Source organism: Microbacterium sp. JAI119, assembly GCF_013410135.1.
Taxonomy (GTDB): Bacteria; Actinomycetota; Actinomycetes; order Actinomycetales; family Microbacteriaceae; genus Microbacterium; species Microbacterium oxydans.
Genome location: NZ_JACCCK010000001.1, coordinates 1,288,007 through 1,306,989, shown reverse-complemented (window position 1 = coordinate 1,306,989; position 18,983 = coordinate 1,288,007). Strand labels below are relative to the sequence as shown.

The 18,983-nt window shown below is 68.2% G+C and carries 13 protein-coding genes and 1 tRNA gene; 5 read left to right on the top strand and 9 right to left on the bottom strand.

Translation table 11 applies throughout. The features are described from left to right. Positions 1–8: 8 nt before the first annotated feature. The 3 genes from HDC31_RS06345 to HDC31_RS06335 are packed head-to-tail and all read right to left on the bottom strand — an operon-like array spanning position 9 to position 4,361. Positions 9–1,445, bottom strand: coding sequence for a CDP-glycerol glycerophosphotransferase family protein (locus HDC31_RS06345; protein ID WP_058631843.1), 1,437 nt, complete (start codon positions 1,443–1,445; stop codon positions 9–11). After that, complete coding sequence (locus tag HDC31_RS06340) at positions 1,442–2,695, bottom strand: CDP-glycerol glycerophosphotransferase family protein (protein ID WP_179515920.1); 1,254 nt, start codon at positions 2,693–2,695, stop codon at positions 1,442–1,444. The genes HDC31_RS06345 and HDC31_RS06340 overlap by 4 nt, the downstream gene beginning before the upstream one ends. Before the next feature lie 49 nt (positions 2,696–2,744). Then, on the bottom strand, positions 2,745–4,361 hold the full coding sequence (locus HDC31_RS06335) for a S1C family serine protease (RefSeq protein ID WP_257021962.1): 1,617 nt from the start codon (positions 4,359–4,361) through the stop codon (positions 2,745–2,747). 98 nt (positions 4,362–4,459) lie between these two features. Here HDC31_RS06335 and HDC31_RS06330 point away from each other — a divergent pair, with 98 nt between their 5' ends. After that, positions 4,460–5,665: an aminotransferase class I/II-fold pyridoxal phosphate-dependent enzyme gene (locus tag HDC31_RS06330; RefSeq protein WP_061015801.1), complete on the top strand. Its 1,206-nt coding sequence runs from the start codon at positions 4,460–4,462 to the stop codon at positions 5,663–5,665. On the opposite strand, the gene HDC31_RS06325 is transcribed toward HDC31_RS06330, so the two are convergent. Continuing rightward, positions 5,662–6,477 (bottom strand): carbon-nitrogen hydrolase family protein, encoded by an 816-nt coding sequence (locus tag HDC31_RS06325; RefSeq protein WP_113681870.1) that lies wholly within the window; start codon positions 6,475–6,477, stop codon positions 5,662–5,664. The two genes, HDC31_RS06330 and HDC31_RS06325, sit on opposite strands and share 4 nt — an antisense overlap. A gap of 95 nt (positions 6,478–6,572) precedes the next feature. Here HDC31_RS06325 and HDC31_RS06320 point away from each other — a divergent pair. The 3 genes from HDC31_RS06320 (at position 6,573) to HDC31_RS06310 (ending at position 8,924) form a co-directional block, all read left to right on the top strand. Then, a tRNA-Met gene (locus HDC31_RS06320) sits at positions 6,573–6,646 on the top strand. 726 nt (positions 6,647–7,372) lie between these two features. Continuing rightward, on the top strand, positions 7,373–7,804 hold the full coding sequence (locus HDC31_RS06315) for a hypothetical protein (protein WP_257021960.1): 432 nt from the start codon (positions 7,373–7,375) through the stop codon (positions 7,802–7,804). 25 nt (positions 7,805–7,829) lie between these two features. After that, entirely contained in the window at positions 7,830–8,924 is a 1,095-nt protein-coding gene (locus HDC31_RS06310; RefSeq protein ID WP_113681869.1) for an acyl-CoA desaturase, read from the top strand. 633 nt (positions 8,925–9,557) lie between these two features. Here the strand turns inward: HDC31_RS06310 and HDC31_RS06305 are convergent. The 3 genes from HDC31_RS06305 to HDC31_RS06295 form a co-directional block, all read right to left on the bottom strand. Next, entirely contained in the window at positions 9,558–9,902 is a 345-nt protein-coding gene (locus HDC31_RS06305) for a heat-shock protein HtpX (RefSeq protein WP_113681868.1), read from the bottom strand. 1 nt (position 9,903) lies between these two features. After that, positions 9,904–12,810: a UPF0182 family protein gene (locus tag HDC31_RS06300; RefSeq protein ID WP_046749543.1), complete on the bottom strand. Its 2,907-nt coding sequence runs from the start codon at positions 12,808–12,810 to the stop codon at positions 9,904–9,906. A gap of 86 nt (positions 12,811–12,896) precedes the next feature. After that, positions 12,897–13,988, bottom strand: a complete 1,092-nt coding sequence (locus HDC31_RS06295) for a PDZ domain-containing protein (protein WP_082108744.1) — start codon at positions 13,986–13,988, stop codon at positions 12,897–12,899. Between the two features lie 118 nt (positions 13,989–14,106). Between HDC31_RS06295 and HDC31_RS06290 the strand changes: the two genes are divergently transcribed. Continuing rightward, positions 14,107–15,516 (top strand): zinc-dependent metalloprotease, encoded by a 1,410-nt coding sequence (locus tag HDC31_RS06290; protein WP_046749545.1) that lies wholly within the window; start codon positions 14,107–14,109, stop codon positions 15,514–15,516. An 834-nt stretch (positions 15,517–16,350) separates the two neighbouring features. Here the strand turns inward: HDC31_RS06290 and HDC31_RS06285 are convergent. Both HDC31_RS06285 and nudC read right to left on the bottom strand, forming a co-directional pair. Continuing rightward, positions 16,351–18,072 carry an ATP-dependent helicase gene (locus HDC31_RS06285; protein WP_113681867.1) on the bottom strand — a complete coding sequence of 574 codons (1,722 nt, stop codon included), beginning with the start codon at positions 18,070–18,072 and terminating at the stop codon, positions 16,351–16,353. After that, positions 18,069–18,950 (bottom strand): NAD(+) diphosphatase, encoded by an 882-nt coding sequence (gene nudC, locus HDC31_RS06280; protein WP_061016601.1) that lies wholly within the window; start codon positions 18,948–18,950, stop codon positions 18,069–18,071. Before nudC ends, HDC31_RS06285 begins: the two co-directional genes overlap by 4 nt. Positions 18,951–18,983 lie beyond the last annotated feature (33 nt).

Sequence of the window (18,983 nt, the reverse complement as noted above, 5' to 3'; positions counted from 1 at the left end):
CGGCGCTATCAGCGCGTGACGAACCCCAGATCGAGGATCCGGTCGACCACGCGCTCGGCGGCGTGACCGTCGTCGCGCGAGTTGAACTGCCTCCGCCAGGCGGCGTACCGCGCCGCGTAGACGGCCTCGTGCCCTGAATCGGCGAGAGCGGCGGTGAGCTCCTCCTGCGTGCGCACGAGCGGCCCTGGTGCCCTCTCGGCGAGATCGAAGTAGAAGCCCCGCAGCTGTCCGCGGTAGTGATCGATATCGGGAACCAGGAAGTACATGGGCTTGCCGGTCACGCTGAAGTCGAACATGACAGAGGAGTAGTCGGTGATCAGTGCGTCGGCGGCGAGGAGCAGCCGCGCGGTCTCCGGGTACCCGGTCACGTCGATGACACGCGCACCTGCGCGGTCCCGCCCCTGCTCCAGGGTGCGCGAGTGCCCGCGGACGAGGACAACGGCGTCGGCCTCGCGTGCCAGCAGCTCAGCGTCGATGAAGTCCACCATCTCCGCGCGGTCGTCCCGCCACGTCGGCGCGTAGAGGAGCACACGCTCATCCGCCCCGATACCCAACGATGCGCGGACCGCGACGGGATCCCCCGTGGTGAGCGCGTCGTTCCGCGGGTAGCCCTCCACCCAGATCGGGCGTCCGAAGAAGGCGTAGGCCTTGCGGAGGATGCGTTCGGAATAGGTGTTCTGCGCCAGCAGGACGTCCCAACGCCGTGACTCCTTCACGACGGCGGCCATGCGCCGCGGGTCGAAGCCGGGGCGGTGCAGGGCCAGTCGCTTGAGCGGCGTGCCGTGCCATGTCTGGAGCACCTTCTGTCCCGGCTTGCGTGCGAAACGTCGGCGCAGCCAGTCGTTCACCACGAGCAGCCGCGCCGCCCCGCGAGCGTGCCACCACTGCGGACTGCCCTCGACGACGGCGATCGCTCCTTCCGGGACCTCGACGGAGAGGTCGACGACGCTCCAGTACCGGCGCACCTCTGGAGCACGCGCCGCGAGTTCGCGATCGATGGCTCGCGGGTTGCAGCCGACGCTGCGGCCGTAGAAGCTCTCGAAGAACACCGCGTTCTCGGTTCCGCCCGCCTGCGCGACGTAACGCTCCTCCAGGGTCGAGCGGCCTTCCGCGGTCTCGTAGACCGGGTCGATCGGAGCGGCGATGCGGACTGTGCCTGCGTTCACGGCGACGCGGACCCCGGTGAGCACCGTGGACGGCAGCTGCAGCTCATCCAGATCGACGCCGGGGATGCGCAGCTCGTATGCTCCGGTCGGCAGCGGGAGGGACGGGCCGCCCCACCGCGACGCCTGCAGAGGGAAGGTCGCCTTCCAGGTTCTCCCTCCGCCGGTGAGGCGGGCATCGACCTGCGCTCGCGGACCCACCAGCTCTGCCGCTTCCGGTCGCTGACCGGTCCCTTCGATGATCAGGGCCTCCGCCGCGTCATCGATGCGGGCCGTTGTCATACTGCTCCCTTCGGCGCGGGTATCCCCCGCGCGCGGATGACCTGGTACACACGCTCGGTGTTCCGTCCGTCCCGATATGCATGCATCTCCGCGCTGAGCGTAGCGGAACGCTCGGACGCCGCGTCACGCACGGCATCATCGCCGAGGAGCGCGTCGAGCTGCATCAGCAACTGCGTCCAGTCGGAGGCCGCATCGGGCCCCGCGACGTCCTCGAACCGGCCGTAGAACCCGCGGGTGCGGCCGTACTCCTCCGCATCAGGAGCCAGGAAGAGCACGGGCATCCGCAGCAGACCGACGTCGTACGCGAGCGAGGAGTAGTCGGTGATGAGCACGTCGACCGCGGGAAGCACGGGGGTCGCGTCCGCCAGCAGAGAGGAGCCGAGCGCGCGCACCCGCCTGCTCGGAAGCGGCGGCGCATACCCGCCCTCGCCCAGCGGATGGGAGCGCACGAACAACACGGCGTCGTGTTGCTCGAGCACACGCAGGATGCGGATCCACTCCTCGCCGGTGGGGACCGCGGGGTCGGCGGCGCCGTCGCGCCAGGTCGGCGCGTACAGGATGGTGCGCGAGGTCTCGGAGACGTCGCCCGCGACTCGGCGGAGCAGGGCGGACGCGCGCGATCTCGCCTCATCCGCCGGTCCGGAGGAGAGCACGTCGACGCGAGGCTCCCCCGTGACGACGACGCGCTCGTCGCCGAGGCCGAACGCCGACTCCAGGCGCCCTCTCGCGCGATGCGAGGCCGCAGGGAGCACGCGGATGCGCTGGGCGGCCGCACGGTACAGGACACCGACCGCACGACTCAGCAGCGCCGCTCCGGGGACGGCGGGGACCTCCGTCGTCGCCCGGGAGTCCAGCCCGATCCGCTTCAACGGGATCCCGTGCCAGAGCTGGACGACGAACCCGCCCCCGTTCGCGTAGCGGTTCACGTCGCCCAGTCCGTGGGTCACGACGAGCACGCCCGCCCGCGCTGTCGCCCACCAGCCTCGCAACCCGCTCTTGCGGACGAAGCGGATGCCGAGTGCGGCAGCGTCGTGGTCCTCGCGCTCCGACGACGTGAGCCATACCGTGTCGTGGCCGAGCCGCGCTGCGTGGCGCTGCAGCGCGAGAGCGCCGTCACCGACCCCGGCTCCACAGCCGAAGACCCAGCGCCGTCCACGCGGCAGCACGAGCGTGCCGATGCGTCCGACGGCATACAGCGGGATCCGGAGCAGCTTGGCCGCATTGCCGGTGCCGAAAGAGAAGGACGCCACTCCGCGAGCCTATCGCGGGGTGGCGTCCTTCTCTGTGTGTGAGGCGTACTCAGCCGGCGAGTTCGCCGAGCGTCACGTCGACGTCGTAGTCCTTGCCTCCGCGCACGTACGTGACCTTGGCATCGCTGCCGGCCGCAGCCGCACGGACCTGGGCGGTGAGATCGCTCGCACTGGTGATGGGGACACCGTTGAACTCGGTGACCACGTCACCCTCCTTGATGCCGGCGGCCGCCGCTGCGCCGCCCTCGTTCGCCTTGGCGATGTAGGCCCCGGAGACGGTCGCTCCCTGCACGCTCGAGGCGTCCTGCACGGAGGCGCCCAGCAGACCGTGCGTCGCGACCCCGTCGGCGATGATCTCGTCCGAGACGCGCTTGGCGATGTTCGACGGGATGGCGAAGCCGATGCCGATCGAGCCCGACTCCTCGGAGCTTCCCGAACTCGCGATCGCCACGTTGATGCCGATCAGCTCGCCCTTGCTGTTCACCAGAGCACCACCGGAGTTGCCGTGGTTGATCGCCGCGTCCGTCTGGATCACCGCGATCGAGATGGAGTCGGAGGTCTGCGGCGTGCCGCTGCCCGGGATGTCGAACTGGAACGGTCCCTGTCCCTGCCCCTGATCGGGCGTCTGCTGCTGATCCGGCGCATCCTGCGACGAGGAGTCGGGCAGCGCGGAGGAGGCGATCTGGATGCTCCGGTTCAGGGCGCTCACGATGCCGGTCGTGACGGAGTTCGCCAGTCCCAGCGGCGCGCCCAGCGCGACGGCCGTGTCTCCGACGTTGAGCTTCGAGGAGTCGGCGAACTCCATCGGGGTGAGCCCCTTGGCATCCTTCAGCTTGATCACGGCAAGGTCGTAGATCGGGTCGGTCCCGACCACGGTCGCCTCGAAGATGCGCCCGTCCGACGTCGTCACGCGGATCGTCGGATCGGCGACCGCGCCGCCCAGCGTCACGACGTGCGTGTTGGTGAGCACGTATCCGTCGTCGCTGATGATGACGCCGGACCCGCTGCCCGCCTGGTCGGAGCCGGCGACCTCGATGGTCACGACGGAGGGAAGGGCTGCCGTGGCGACGGCGGTCGTCTCGTTGACGGATCCGGGGTTGTTCACCGTCACGGTCTGCGGCCCTGTGGCCGTGCCCGACGACGGGCGGTCCTGGATGCCGTTGAGCAGCGCCCCTCCGCCGAACCCGGCGACTCCGCCGACCAGGGCTGCGGCCACGATGAAGGCGGCGAACTTCGCGCCGCCACGAGGCTTCTGCTCCTTGGTCTTCGTCCCGTCGCCGTGGGCGCCGTACGGAGCGCCGTCGCCGAGAGGCTGGGTGGGCTGCGTGTGCGCGGTCGCGGTGGGGATGCCGAACGCGGCTCCCTGCGCAGTGGCCGTTCCCGGTGCGCCGGCGGCCGGTGCCGCGTAGCCGTGCGGAACCGGGGCGATCACGGGCGCGGCCGGGGCCTGCGAAGTGAAGGACGACGGCATCTCGTGGCCCTGTGTCGGCGCGGCAGCGGCCGGAGCGACAGGCGCCGACGGCACGGATGGCGTCGCGACGGAGGGCGCGGTCGAGTCAGCGGCGGCGTTCGTCGCCGGCTGTGCGGCGACCTCTGCGGCCTCGGTGGACGGCACGGCGTCGTTCGACGCGGGTACCGACTGGTCCTGGGGGTTGTCTTCGTTCATGGTGTGTGCTCCTTCGACGACCATTTCAGAATGACGCCTGTATCTGTGCGTTCCTTATGTCGAGGATGAGTTTCAGCTATGGCCTTAGCCTGTTCTTCATGAGTGTCATTCCCGGCGCATGGCGACGCACGGCAGCGGGTGCAGGTCTGCTCGCTGCGGACGGAACCGTCGCGCCCACCATCTTCGCAGAGATGTCGGCGGCAGCGGCCAGAACCGGTGCCATCAATCTCGGGCAGGGCTTCCCCGACGAGGACGGTCCCGCCGAGGTTCTGGAGGCCGCACGAGCGGCCATCGCGAGCGGAGCGAATCAGTATCCGCCCGGTCGCGGCATCCCCGATCTCCTCGAAGCCATCAGCGCGCATCAGCAGCGCTTCTACGGGCTCTCGGTCGATCCGGCCACCGAGGTGATCGTGACCGCAGGGGCGACCGAGGCTCTCACCGCGACCCTCCTGGCGCTCATCGACGGCCCCGAGGACGAGGTGGTCGTGTTCGAGCCCTACTACGACTCGTACGCGGCCGCCGTGGCCCTCGCAGGGGCAGCCCTTCGCACGGTGCCGTTGCGGGCTCCGGACTTCCAGCCCGACCTCGAGCGCCTCGCCGCGACCGTGAACGACCGCACCAGGATCATCCTCGTCAACGACCCGCACAACCCGACGGGCGCGGTCTTCGGGCGCGATGTGCTCGAGGAGGTGGTGCGCCTGGCGGAGAAGCACGATGCGATCATCGTCACAGACGAGGTGTACGAGCATCTGGCGTTCCATGCCCCGCACACGCCGATCGCCACCCTTCCCGGAGCCGCCGACCGCACGCTCACGATCTCGTCCGCCGGGAAGACCTTCTCCGCGACGGGATGGAAGATCGGGTGGGTGCACGGGCCTTCCGCCCTGATCACCGCAGTACTGACCGTGAAGCAGTATCTGACGTATGTGAACGGCTCGCCCTTCCAGCCCGCCGTCGCGGTGGGGTTGCGGATGGACGACGCGTACTTCGCCGACTCCGCAGCGTTGCTTGCACGCAAACACGGGATCCTCGGCGATGGTCTGCGCGCGGCGGGCTTCACCGTGCACGCCCCGCAGGGCGGCTACTTCACCGTCGCCGACGCGACCGGCCTGGGTGGAGGAGACGCCGCTGCATTCTGCCGGGCCCTGCCGGAGCGCGCCGGTGTCGTGGCGATCCCGCTCACGGCGTTCGTCTCCGCTGCACACAGGAGCGAGTACTCGGGTCTGGTGCGATTCGCCGCCTGCAAGCGCGTCGAGGTGCTCGAGGAGGCGGCGACCCGCCTCGCCGCTCTGTCCGGCCGCTAGGCCCGCACGGGCTCGACGACATACCGTCGTGCCCGCAGCGAGGGGTTGGTCACGCGGACGCGCTCGATCATGTCCCGCTCCACGGCGGCGACCGCGATCCCCGGGCCGGTGCCCACTCCGGCGAGCACGACGCCCTGGGGGTCGACGATCTGCGAGTGCCCGACACCGATAGGCGTCGGATGGTCGGCCGCGAGCACGTACACGGTGTTCTCGATCGCGCGCGCGGCGAGCAGTGTCGTCCAGTGGTGCTCCTTGAGCGGACCTCTCACCCACTCCGCCGGCACGACCAGGACGTCGGCCTCCGCGTCGACGAGAGAGCGGGCGACCTCCGGGAATCGGAGGTCGTAGCAGGTCATGAGCCCGAACCGCAGACCGACCAGGTCGAAGGTGGCCGCGACTCCCACCTCGCCGGGCTCGACCCAATCGGACTCCGTCTGCCCGAACGCGTCGTAGAGGTGCTGCTTGCGGTAGACCGCGAGCACGCCGTCGCCTCGCACCGCCACGACCGTGTTCCGGACCCGCCGCTCGTCGGATGCCCGTTCGGCGAGGCCGGCGACGATCACGACCGCGTACTCCCCCGCCAGCGCCGTCAGCGTCGAGACGAACTCCCCGTCGAGTTCTTCCGCGTTCGCCACCAGGCTCTCGTCCATCGGGTCCACGAAGTAGCTGGAGTACTCCGGGAACACGATCAGCTTCGCGCCGCGCGCAGCCGCAGCTGATGTCAGCTCGGCTATCCGTTCACGATTGTCGGCTCGGGATGCGGTCGGCGCGAACTGGCACACGGCGACGGGGACGGCTGCGGTCTCGGACATGTCTCCATCCTCGCGCATCGACACGCCCGGGGCCCCGTCCGGAGGGCCCCTCGATTAGACCGACCCCGGAATCCGTGATAAGTTTCTTCTTGTGCCGCGGGGTGGAGCAGTTCGGTAGCTCGCCGGGCTCATAACCCGGAGGTCGCAGGTTCAAATCCTGTCCCCGCAACAAGATAGGCCCCGAGATCACTACGATCTCGGGGCCTTCACCTTTTGAATCGCGCACGACTCGACAGATTCGGTCGAGAATATGCAGCCATCGGCTCACGGTCCGGGTGGACAGCAGCGAAGTGCAGCACAGCGAGATCAGCAGGCTCCTCCACTCCGTGATGTTCCCGATCCAACGCATCGTGCCGGGCGAGAGTCATCTTCAAACGATTCTGGCTGAGATAGTCACATGCTTCCGTGAACGCGCGACACGGCGACTCGACGGAACGTTGTATAGCTGCTGGCCGACCTCAGGCGGTGCGCCCGTCGCGGGTCTGGGGTCCCCTGAGCGGCGGACGCACCTTGCGAGAACAGGGTTTGCAAACAGCGGAAGGGCCCTCACGAGGAGAGCTCCATCGCACTGCTAGTAAGAGCCCCGCCGACCAGAACGACGCCTCCAAACTCCCCAGAAGTTCGGGCCGCGCTCTAGTCCGAACCGTACACCCGCGATACCCCCGCTACACCCCCGTGATCAACGCCTTCCAACTACTGCAGGGGACTTGGGTGGCACCGTAGCGTGTGCCTGCAGTGCGAGACCCTTCGAGGTGGCACCTCGGGGTGGCCGGAGAAACGTACCTGTGAGCGCGTACAGCTTGAGAGCGTACCGTCGGCAAATGAGTACACAACTGAAGAACGATCCCCACTCGGGCTGGGGACGGTGCTCGTCGGATCTCTGCCGGCGAAGCTGATGACCGACGAAGCGCCCGACCGTTACACCGTGGAAGCGGTGTTCACCCGCCAGGCAGATCGCGACGAAGTCACCGCGATCCATGACGGCACCACCCGCGATTACTTGTCGACGAAGGGGTATCCCACCGTCGAGTTGCACGTCTCGGATCGACGCCTCGAGATTTACAACACGAACCTGGAAGAGCTCCGTGACGGCCTCGCACAGGTCATCGCCGAACACCTGTCGGACATGACTGCAACGATTCGCGCCGAGCGCGAGGTCGCGTCCGCGAGGCTCAACGATGCATCCGAGCGGGAGCAGGCACGCGCTGCCGCCGTTGCGGCGTTGGCGGAGTCGGTCACTTTCTCCTCCAGCACCCCGAACACGGATGGCGATACCTCAGCGCGTGCAGATGATTGGATCAGCGAGGGCGGCGCCGCCCGCAGCTAGCGGACACATCCGCCTGGAGGTCATCATGACTACCGTCCGCAGCACATATCTCCGCGACCGTTCGGACGCGGGACAACGGGTCGCGAGCCCGTTTACAGATCTCGCACAGCAAGTCCGGGACCGAGGTCTCCTACGACGCCGCTATGGGTACTACTGGACGAAGCTGATCGCAGCTCCGGTGGTCGTCGCGGCGTGCCTCGCAGCGTTTGTGTGGATCGGTGAGTCGTGGTGGCAGCTGGTCACCGCGGCGGCACTGGCGGTCGTGTTCACTCAGATCGCGTTCTTGGGGCATGATGCCGCGCACCGGCAGATCTTCTCTTCAGGGAAGTGGAACGATTGGGTGAGCATCGTCCTCGGGGACCTGCTCGTGGGCATGAGCTACGGGTGGTGGCAGCACAAACACACTCGCCACCACGCCAACCCGAACAAGCTCGATGCTGATCCGGATATCGAACTGCCCGTGATCGCCGTCACGCCGGAGACTACGGCGAGGCACCGCAGTCCCGTGTTGCGATGGTTGCGCGGGCATCAAGGCCTGCTCTTCTTTCCGATCCTGCTGCTTGAGGGGCTGTCGTTGCATGCGTCGGGCGTTCGGCGCGTTCTCTCGGCTGGCAAGCTTCCGCGGCGGTGGGCGGAGATCCTCTTCCTGACAGTCCGGATCGGAGGGTACTTGCTGCTGGTGTTCGTGGTGCTCTCCCCAGGGATAGCGTTCGTGTTCCTTGCTGTCCAGCTGGGGTTGTTCGGGTTCTACATGGGCATCTCGTTCGCGCCGAACCACAAGGGCATGCCCATCGTGCCGCGCGACATGAAACTGGACTTCCTCCGCCGCCAAGTGATGATGAGCCGCAACGTTCACGGAAGCCGTGCCCTAGACGTGCTCATGGGGGGCCTGAACTATCAGATCGAACACCACCTCTTTCCCTCGATGCCGCGCCCGCATCTGCGTCGCGCGGCCCCCATCGTCGCCGCGTACTGTCACGACAACGGGGTGCCGTACGCTCAGGTCGGACTGCTCACGTCCTACAGAATCGTGGTCCGCTACATCAACCGTGTCGGACTAGGAGAACGCGACGTCTTCACCTGCCCGCTCATCCAGACGCGGACTGCCATCGGCGCGTAGACCACATCATCGACGCCATCGACAACAGCGGCCTCGCGCTCCCGGGGAGGTTTTGAATGGCGAAGTATCGATATCAGGCCGTGCGTGCGCTCCAGCCATCCCCGGAACACCGGACAACTGAAGATATGTTCAGGTCCAGTCGAATCGTGCGCCAGTATGAGTTAGGTCCTAGCCAAGCGCGTTCCGCGCGTCTGAGAAGATCGACGGATGCGGAACCTGTCCACATTACCAACGCTGAGCGCCATGTCTGGGGCGAGGTGTCTGATGGGTGGCGGCTGCTCGATAGCCCGCAGTTCTCCGTGATCGAGGCGCGAGTGCCGACAGAGGGCCCAGGGGACGCCGCTGACGCGCGAGGGCGAAAGCTCGACACATTCGCTCGACAGAAATCGGACGCTATGCCTGATTCGCGGTGATTTGCGCTGATTGGATGACCCCACGGAGAGACCCGGTCAGCCAAAGATTGCGCAAACCAGCACAAGCTTTGTAGTAGGGGCGCCTGGCTCCCGGAGGTCGCAGGTCCAAATCCTGGCCCCGCAACAAACGACAGCCCCTCTGACTCGGAGAAATCCAGTTCAGAGAGCCTTTCGCTTTCTCTGTTCATCCTGAACCGCATCAGCCGCAGCGGGCAGCGAGTCAGAGGAGTTCGGCCACCAGGCGCTCGATCCGGGTGCGGATGTCGTCGCGGATGGGACGGACCGCTTCGATGCCCTGCCCTGCGGGGTCATCGAGCTTCCAGTCCTCGTAGCGCTTCCCTGGGAAGAGGGGGCAGGCATCTCCGCATCCCATCGTGATCACGACGTCCGACGCCTGGACGGCTTCGGTGGTGAGCACCTTCGGCGCCTCCGCCGCGATGTCGATACCGAGCTCGGCCATGGCGTCCACCGCGATCGGATTGATCTGATCGGCCGGTATGGACCCGGCGGGGGTCGAGACACGAATGGGCGCCCCGAGGGACGCCCATTCGAATCGTTGCCGCAGGTCAGTTGCCCGCGGAGTCCAGCTCGATCAGCTTCTGGACCGCGGCAGTGAGGCGCTCGTCGGCCTCGGCGAACTTCGCGAGGTCACCCGCCTTGAGCGCGGTCTCGCGGTCGACCAGGGCCGCCTGAGCGGCCGCCAGTGCGTCCGCTTGGGCGTCCGTGGGCTGCGAGGGCTCCGTGGGGACCTCTCCGGTGTCCGGGACCTCGGCGTTCGGATCCGGCTCCACCGTGTCGTCACCGCCGGTCGCACCGGAATCACCGCCGAACAGCGTGTCGAGCGCTTCCGTGAGCGTGTTCTCGAACGCGACGCGATCACCGAACGCCACGAGCACCTTCTGCAGTCGCGGCAGCTGGGTTCCCTCGGACGACTGTACGTAGACGGGCTGCACGTAGAGCAGACCGCCACCGACGGGCAGCGTCAACAGGTTTCCGTAGATGACCTCGGACTCCCCCTGCTGGAGCAGGTTGAGCTGGGGGACCACCGACGTGTCGGAGTTGTACGTGTTCTGCACCTGGCCGGGACCGGGGACCGTGGTGTCGGTGTCGATCTCGAGCATGCGCAGCTGGCCGTAGCCGTCCGCCTTCACGCCCTTCTCCGACCCCGCATCGGAATCCACCGCGAGGTAGCCCATGAGCACGTCACGGCTTCCTCCCGCGCCCTGCGAGTTCGGGATGAACGTGGAGAACATCGAGAATCTCGGGGCGTCCTGACCCGGCATCTGCATGGTCAGGTAGTACGGCGGCTGCAACATCGACTCGCTGCGCGGATCGTTCGGCGTCTGCCAGCGGTTGTCCTGCTGAGCGAACGATCCGGCCTTGTCGACGTGGTAGACGCCGAGGATGTCGCGCTGCACCTTGAACAGGTCGGTCGGGTAGCGCACGTGACTCATGAGCTCACCGGACATCTCGCTGATCGGCTTCAGCGTCGACGGGTAGACCTTCTGCCAGGTCTTCAGCACCGGGTCCTCGTCGTCCCACGCGTACAGCGTCACCGAACCGTCATACGCGTCCACGGTCGCCTTGACCGAGTTGCGGATGTAGTTGATGTCGTCGATGGCGAGCGTCGGCGACGGGATGTTGGAGTCGGCGATCGCGTCCGACAGGCTCACGCTCGTCGAGTACGGGTAGGTCTGGCTGGTCGTGTAGCCGTCGACGATCCAGACGATACGGCCGTCCACCACGCTCGGGTACGGGTCGCTGTCGAGCTCGAGGTACGGCGCGACCTTCTGGACGCGCGTCTTGGGGTCGCGGTCGTAGAGGATCTGCGAGTCCTCGTTGACGAGGTTCGAGAACAGGATCTGCTCGGACTGGAACTTCAGCGCGTAGAGCAGCTTCGTGAAGGTGTCGCCGATCTTCGGACCGCCGTCGCCCTCGAACGTGGTCTTCGTCTCGCTCGAGCCGTCCTTGCCGCGCGGGTAGTCGATCTCCGCGGGCTCGGAGCCCTTGGGGGCGCCGACGATCGAGTACTCGGGCGAGTTCTCGCCGAAGTACACACGCGGTTCGAAGTTCTCGCGGTCGGACAGGAAGCCCGAGGTCGGGATGCCGCGCTCGAGGAACACGGGCTCGCCGTCGGTGGTGCGCTGGTTGCCCGCGGCGGCCACGAGACCGTAGCCGTGCGTGTACACCGCGACACGGTTGTTCCAGTTGTCGCCGTCGCCGAGGCCCGACATGTCGAGGTCGCGCACAGACACCACGGTGTCCTGCATCTTGCCGTCGATCTCGTAGCGGTCCACGTCCATCGTGGTCTGGAACTGGTAATAGCCGCGGTACTGCTCGAGCTGACGCACCGTCGGCGGGATCACCTTCGGGTCCATGATGCGCGTCGAAGCGGTGGTCTCGGCGTCTGCGCGCAGCTGGCCGGCCTCGGCGTCCGTCTTGGCGGCGAACGGCGTGGTCTCGAGGTCTGCCACCCCGTACGCCTCCTTGGTGCCGTCGATGTTCCGCTGGTAGTACTCGGCCTGGTAGGCGTTCTGGTTCGGCTTCACCTGGAACGTGGTGACGACCCAGGGGTAACCGATGCCCACGACGAGCGATGCCACGATCAGCAGGGCGGTCGCCGCCAGCGGGAAGCGCCAGCGCCCGATGACGGCGGTGACGAAGAAGAGTATCGCCACGACGGCGGCGATGATGGCGAGGATCGCGAGACCGGGGATCGTCGCGTTGACGCCCGTGTAGGCCGCACCGGTGATGCGGTCGTCGGGCTCGACGAGGGTCTTGTACTGGTCGAGCCAGAGGCTGGCGGCCTGCACGAGCAGGTAGAGGCCGGCGATCACCGCGAGCTGGATGCGGGCGGGCTTCGAGATGCGCAGCTCGCCCTGGCCGATGCGCACAGAGCCGTACAGGTACGACACCAGCGCGGTCACCAGCAGCGAGAGCAGGAGCACCGCGGAGACGAACGCGAGCAGGATCGAGTAGAACGGCATCGCGAACATGTAGAAGCCGGTGTCGATGCCGAACTGGGGGTCGACGTCGGACGTCGCCACACCGTTGGCCCAGAGCCAGACCGTCTTCCACTGCCCGGCGGCAGCGAAACCGGCGAAGAGACCGAAGAAGATCGGCATGCCCCACATCGCCAGGCGACGGAGCGGTTCGATGACCTCCTGGTAGCGATCCAGCTGCGAACTGAGCCGGACGTACACGGGACGGAGCCGGTAGGCGAGCTGGATGACGACGAACAGCGGCACGGCCATCCCGAGGAAGCCGACCACGAACATCACCGCCGTGGCGATCCACTGCGTCGTGAGGACGCCGGTGAAGCCCACCTGGTCGAACCAGAGGAATTCCGTGTAGAGGGAGGCGAACACGAAGAAGACCGCGATCAGTGCGGCGATGATCACCAGTGAGATGCCGAGGATACGTCGGGACGTTCGAGGCGTGGCCGGATTCGGAGCTGAGGGCGAGGAGGTCACCCCTCCATCCTAGGCATCGCTCACTGTGGGCAGGCTGTCATCCCGGTCACGGGGCGGTCACGGCGTGGTCGCAGCAGCTTCCGCGCTCACCGGTCGGCGACGTCGCACGTCGGGAGCGCAGCGACGTCTCCGTCGTCGGCGATCACCTGCAGGGCGGCCAGCGACTCGTCGAGGGTCGCGGTGCGGATCACCTGAAGCCCGTCGGGCACATGACCCACGACCTCGTCGCAGTTGTCGGCCGGCGCGAGGAAGTACTCCGCTCCGGCATCTCTGGCGCCGTAGAGCTTCTGCCGGATGCCGCCGATCGGGCCGACGGTGCCGGCCGCATCGATCGTTCCGGTACCGGCGATGTCCTTGCCGCCGTTGAGTTCGCCCTCGGTGAGCGTGTCGATGATGCCGAGTGCGAACATCATCCCGGCGCTCGGCCCGCCGACGTTGTCGAGCTGGATCGTCACGTCGATCTCGAAGTCGTAGTCGGTGCGGAGGGTGATGCCGATGAGCCAGGCGGTCTTGTCCCCCTCGGTGTGCTCCTCCGGGGTGACCTCGACGGTCTGCTCGGCGCCGTCGCGCACCACGGTGAGCTGCACCGGGGCTCCTCCCGCCGCCTGGATCGCCTCTCTCAGCTGGGTGGCCGAGGTGAGGGCCGTGCCGTCGATCGCGGTGATCACGTCGTCGGCTTCCAGGACGCCGTCGGCCGGCGAGTCCGCGACGGCATCGACCACCACGACCTGCGCGCCGGTGTCATAGCCGAGCTCGTTCAGCGCTGCCGCCGTCGCCTCGTGCTGGGAGTCGACCATCAGTGTGGCGTTGCGCTCATCGCGCTGTTCGGTGGTCACGCCCTGGGGGAACACGGAATCGAGCGGGACGACCGCCTTCGACGAGTCCATCCAGGCCAGAGCGAGCTCGAACCAGCTCGGAGTCCGCTCACGGTTGCCGACGACCTGCACCGTGGTCAGATCGAGGGTGCCGGCGGTCTCGAACGTCTCCGCGCCTTCGACGCTGATGAGCGGCACCTGCTCGCCGTCCGCGCCCTTCGCGGTGCCGAGCGTGTCGTACACCGGCCCCGGCCGCTGGATCACATAGGGCGACGGAAGGAAGGTGAGCAGGACCAGCGCGAGGAGCGCGACGATCAGCGCCCAGACTCCGAGTCCGAGCTTCCCAGACCGCGTTCGATCCACTGCATTCCTCCGTCGTTCGCGAGCGGCGTACACCGATCTGCCCGCATCGGGTTCGCGCGCAGAAACCTGTGACTAGCGTAGATGCCACGGCAACAGAACTGCTGAGAGGGCGAGTGACATGGCAGACAACGACCCGACACCCGAGGACTTCCAGGAGTTCCTGCGGAAGATGCTCTCGAACCAGGGCGGCGGGGACATCGACCCCGAAGCGCTCAGGGGCGCGTTCGAGGGGATGGACGGATTCACCCTCGACCCGGCGATGATGCAGACCATCATGTCGCAGCTCCAGGGCGCCTTCGGCGGTGATCCGTGGGAGAACGCCCTGCGCCAGGCCCTGTTCATCGCCAATCGCGACGGGCAGGGAGTGACCGACGGTTCCCGCACCTCGCTCGCCGATTCCTTCGCGCTCGCGAACCTGTGGCTCGGCGAGGCGACGACGATCTCCGAGCTCTCCGAGGCTCCGACGGCGATGACCAGGGGCGAGTGGGTCGAGAAGACGCTCCCGGTGTGGAAGGAGATCGCCGACCCGGTGTCGACGAGCATCGCCGACGCCCTGACCTCGGCGTTGGACACGCAGGTGCCCGAGGACATGCGCGGCGTCGTGCAGGGAGCGGGGAAGCTCATGCGGGGCCTGGGCGGCTCGGTGTTCGCCGCGCAGTTCGGGCAGGTTCTGGGAAACCTCTCGCTCGAGGTCGTCTCCGGTGGCGACGTGGGAATCCCCGTGCTCCCTGCGGGGACCGCGGCCATCATCCCGCAGAACCTCACGGCGTTCGGGGAGGGGCTCGAGATCCCGGAAGACCAGATCGCGCTGTACCTCGCCACCCGCGAACTCGCCTACGCGCGGCTCTACCGGCACGCGAAATGGCTGCACCTGCACGTGATGGCGCAGATCACCGACTTCGCACGGGGAGTCACCGTGGACGTCGACGCTCTGGAAGACGTGGCCAGTCGCCTCGACCCCTCCGATCCCGAAGAGCTTCGCGCGGCCATCGAGGGCGGCGCGCTCCTCCCCGTGCAGAGCGAGGCGCAGCGCGAAGCCCTGACCCGTCTCGAGAACCTCATCGCGACGATCGACGGCTGGGTGGACGTGGTGACCGCCGAGGCGACCTCCCGTCTGCCGGACGGCGCCCGTATCGCGGAGGCCGCTCGACGCCGTCGTGCCGTGGGCGGACCGGCCGAGGACGCGCTCGGCGCGCTGGTCGGGCTCAAGCTCCGCCCCCGTCGGATGCGCGAGGCATCCGCGATGTGGCAGGCGGTGACGGATGCTGTCGGCATCAGCGGCCGCGACTCGCTGTGGGACTACCCGGACCTCATGCCGACCGCCGAAGACATCGACGACCCGAGCGGGCTCGTGGCTCGCCTCCAGGCCGCAGAGCGCGGCGAGCAGCCCGTCGCCGACGAGTTCGATGAAGCACTGGCCCGCCTGCTCGACGGCGACGACTTCTCGCAGGACAGGCCCGCGGACCAGAACTCCGCGGATTCGGACGGAGACGACGACGCAGCGCCGGAGGGCGACCGACCGGTCTGAGCACGACGGGTGCGGCCGAGGGAGCTCCCTCGACCGCACCCGTCCTCCCCCGTCTGGCGGATACGGAGGAGTTCTCCACCGATGCCCGCAGACGGCCCCGCACCGCCCGGTTCCTCTCCACAATCGGAGAGATGCCGTTGACTCCTCCGCTCCTCACCCGCCTGGACCCGGGCTCTCCGCTGCTCTGGCGAGATGAGCGCACGCTCCAGCTCGGCGACGATGACGGTCCCCGCTTCGACGCCGCGGAGCCCTGGGTGGAGCGGTTGCTCAGCCGGCTGCGCTCCGGGTTCCGCCGCGGCTCCTTCGACGTGATCGCCCATGCGGCCGGCGCACCGCGGGAGGCGGCACGGATGCTTCTCGCTCGACTCGACGCGCTCCTGGTCGACGACCCCGCGCCCGCCCGATCGGCCTGGGTGGAGAGCATCGGCCTCTCGGACGGCCGCGGCGAGTATCGCATGCGGGAAGCGCTGACGGACGAAGGAATCACCCTGGTCGAGATCGGTCGGCGACCCGGTGTCGGTGTCGTGCTCGTGAACGGAGCGACCGCCGCGCTGCAGTTCGCCCGCTTTCTGCGCGAGGACACCGCGCACCTGCCCGTGTCGTTCGAGCCGGGCAGGGTCACCGTCGGGCCGCTCGTGGTTCCCGGCGCATCGGCGTGCCTCGCATGTCGCGACGCCCATGCCCGAGACCTCGAGCCGGCCTGGCCGCTGCTGCACGCACAGATGATCGGCCGAGACTCCGGTCCGATCAGGGCTGCGCAGGTCGCCGAGGCCGGGCGACTCGCGGCTGTGCTTCTCGCCGACGACGCCACGGCCATCGGACGCACGGTGCGGGTCAGCGCTGACGGCTCGCTCGCGTGGCGTTCGGTGACGTTTCACGAAGAATGCCGGTGCCGCGGCCCGTGGTTCCCATCTCGGCGAGGAACCGAGACGGTGCGCGCTCTCCCCGACCCGCCGATCTCGACCATGACAGCGCCAGCGTCCGCGCGGCGCGCGTGACACCGACGTACGCCAGGCGGCGCTCCTCGTCGACCGCCTCGAACGTCGTCGCGTAGGAGATGGGCAGCGACCCCTCCGCCCACCCGGCCAGGTAGACGTGCGGCCACTCCAGGCCCTTGGCCGCGTGCAGAGTCGACAGGGTGACCGTGCGCATCGTCGGCTCGTGCTGATCCTTCGCCCGCGCCATCAGGGCGTCGCTGAAACTGCGCAGGTCCGAGTCGGGACCGGCTTCTTCCGCGAGCCGCAGAATCGCTCGCCGGGCCTCCCACCCGTCCCGTTGCGCTCCTCCGGCAGCGGGCGGCTGTTCCGTGAGTCCGAGCTCGCGGAGCACGCGCTCCACTCCGGCGAGGAAACCCTGCTCAGTCGGGGCGACGGCCGCAGCGCGAAGGGCGAGGATCGCCTGGCGGACCTCCGGCATCGAGAAGAACCTCGTCCCCCCGAGGACCGTGGTCGCGATGCCCTCGGCGGCGAGCGCCTGCTGCAGCACGGCGGACTGGGCATGAGCGCGATAGAGCACTGCGATCTCGTCGGGAGAGGTGCCGGCTTCGATACGGGCGGAGATGCCGGCGGCGATCCCCGCAGCCTCCTCGCCCTCGGTGTCGTACGCGGTGATCGTGGGCGCGTCCGCAGTGAACTGCTCGCGCGCGGGTACGAGTTCGAGCGCGCCGGGACGACCCCGCATCAGCGCATTCGCCGCGGTGAGGATCGGCGGCTGCGAGCGGTAGTTGGTCTCCAGTCGCACCACCGTGGCGTCGGGGTAACGGCGCTCGAACTCGAGGAGGAACCGCTGCTCGGCCCCGGCGAACGAGTAGATCGTCTGGCTGGCGTCACCCACGACGCAGATGTCGTGCCGGTCCCCGAGCCACAGCTCGAGCAGACGGTTCTGCAACGGAGACACGTCCTGGAACTCGTCGACCGTGAAGTGACGGTACTGCTCATGGACGGACGCGGCCACGCGCGGCTCGGCCTCGAGCATGCCGGCACAGGCCAGGAGCACGTCTTCGAAGTCGAGCTGACGGCGGTCGTCCTTGAGCGCCTCGTACCCGCGCATCAGCTCGACCAGCTGCGTCGCGTCGACCCCGGAGACCGGCCGACCCAGCGCGGCGTACTGGTCGATCGAGAGCATCGAGACCTTGCGCCACTCGATCTCCGAGGCGATGTCCCGCAGCGTCGCGGTGCTGGGCCGGAGGCGGATCGCATCGGCAGCCTGCCCGAGCATCCGCACCTTGTTGTCGATGATCGACGGCGCGGGCGAGCCGGCCAGAGTGGGCCAGAAGAAGTTCAGCTGCGCGAGTGCCGTCGCGTGGAAGGTGCGAGCGGCGACGCCCTCGACGCCGAGCGCGCGCAGCCGTCCGCGGAGCTCCCCCGCAGCCTTCGCCGTGAAGGTCACGGCCATCACACGCGACGGCGAGTAGGCCCCCGTGTCGACACCGTGGGCGATGCGGTGGGTGATCACCCTGGTCTTGCCTGTTCCGGCTCCCGCGAGCACGACGACGGGACCTCGCAGCACGGATGCCGCCGCCCGCTGCCGCTCATCGAGGGCATCGAGTGCGCTCACGCCTTGTCCTCGTACCAGTCGACGATCAGCGCCCGAGCGATCGATGCCGGTCCTGGAAGCCCGACCGGTCCGTCTCCGGCGAGCGCGGATCCGATCTCGGCACGTGTGAACCAGCGGACCTCGATGATCTCCTCGCCGTCGGCGCGCGCGGTCGTCTCGTCGTCGACGACGGCGCGGAAGCCGACCATGAGCGACCGCGGGAACGGCCAGGGCTGCGAGGAGACGTATCGGAGGGCGGACAGACGCACACCCGACTCCTCCTCGATCTCACGGTAGGCGGTGGATTCGAGGGACTCCCCCGCTTCCGTGAACCCCGCGAAACAGGAGAACATCCGCCCGCCCCAGTTCGCGTTGGCGCCCAGCAGCAGGCGCTGGCCGTCCCTGCTCTCGACGGCGACGATCACGGCGGGGTCGGTGCGGGGGAAGTGCTGCCGTCCGCAAACGAGACAGCGCCGGGACCAGCCCGCCTGTCGGAGCTCGGTCTCCCCTCCGCACGTGGGGCAGAACGCCGCGTCCTGAAGCCAGCCGGCAAGCGCGATCGCGCTGATGAGCAGCTCGGATTCCTGGCCGTCGATGCGACCACCCAGATCGCGCAGTCCCAGCCAGATCTCGTCCGGCGCCGTGTCGAGAGCATCGTTCTCCGGCGGGGCGGCCGCGAGGAGCAGCAGGGTGCCGTCGAGATCGCGCCCCAGAAGCGCCCAGCTCGCCTCCACGACGGCATCGGGTGCGACGCGCACGAGTGCGGAGTCGACGACTCTGACACGACCTTCACGGACCACGATGACGCGCGTCGCCGGGTCGTCGCGGAGACGGGCGAGCACATCCGGTTCTTCTCGGAGTTCGGCCGCACGGTCGAGGGACGGGCGCTGAATGGTCATCGACTCCCTCTTTCACGGGCGTGGCGGAGGCGG

Bases quoted from the DNA above. Each gene is read 5' to 3' on its own strand.
- HDC31_RS06345 (WP_058631843.1), bottom strand. From the start codon at position 1,445: ATGACAACGGCCCGCATCGATGACGCGGCGGAGGCCCTGATCATCGAA.
- HDC31_RS06335 (WP_257021962.1), bottom strand. From the start codon at position 4,361: ATGAACGAAGACAACCCCCAGGACCAGTCGGTACCCGCGTCGAACGAC.
- HDC31_RS06330 (WP_061015801.1), top strand. From the start codon at position 4,460: ATGAGTGTCATTCCCGGCGCATGGCGACGCACGGCAGCGGGTGCAGGT.
- HDC31_RS06325 (WP_113681870.1), bottom strand. From the start codon at position 6,477: ATGTCCGAGACCGCAGCCGTCCCCGTCGCCGTGTGCCAGTTCGCGCCG.
- HDC31_RS06315 (WP_257021960.1), top strand. From the start codon at position 7,373: ATGACCGACGAAGCGCCCGACCGTTACACCGTGGAAGCGGTGTTCACC.
- HDC31_RS06310 (WP_113681869.1), top strand. From the start codon at position 7,830: ATGACTACCGTCCGCAGCACATATCTCCGCGACCGTTCGGACGCGGGA.
- HDC31_RS06290 (WP_046749545.1), top strand. From the start codon at position 14,107: ATGGCAGACAACGACCCGACACCCGAGGACTTCCAGGAGTTCCTGCGG.
- nudC (WP_061016601.1), bottom strand. From the start codon at position 18,950: ATGACCATTCAGCGCCCGTCCCTCGACCGTGCGGCCGAACTCCGAGAA.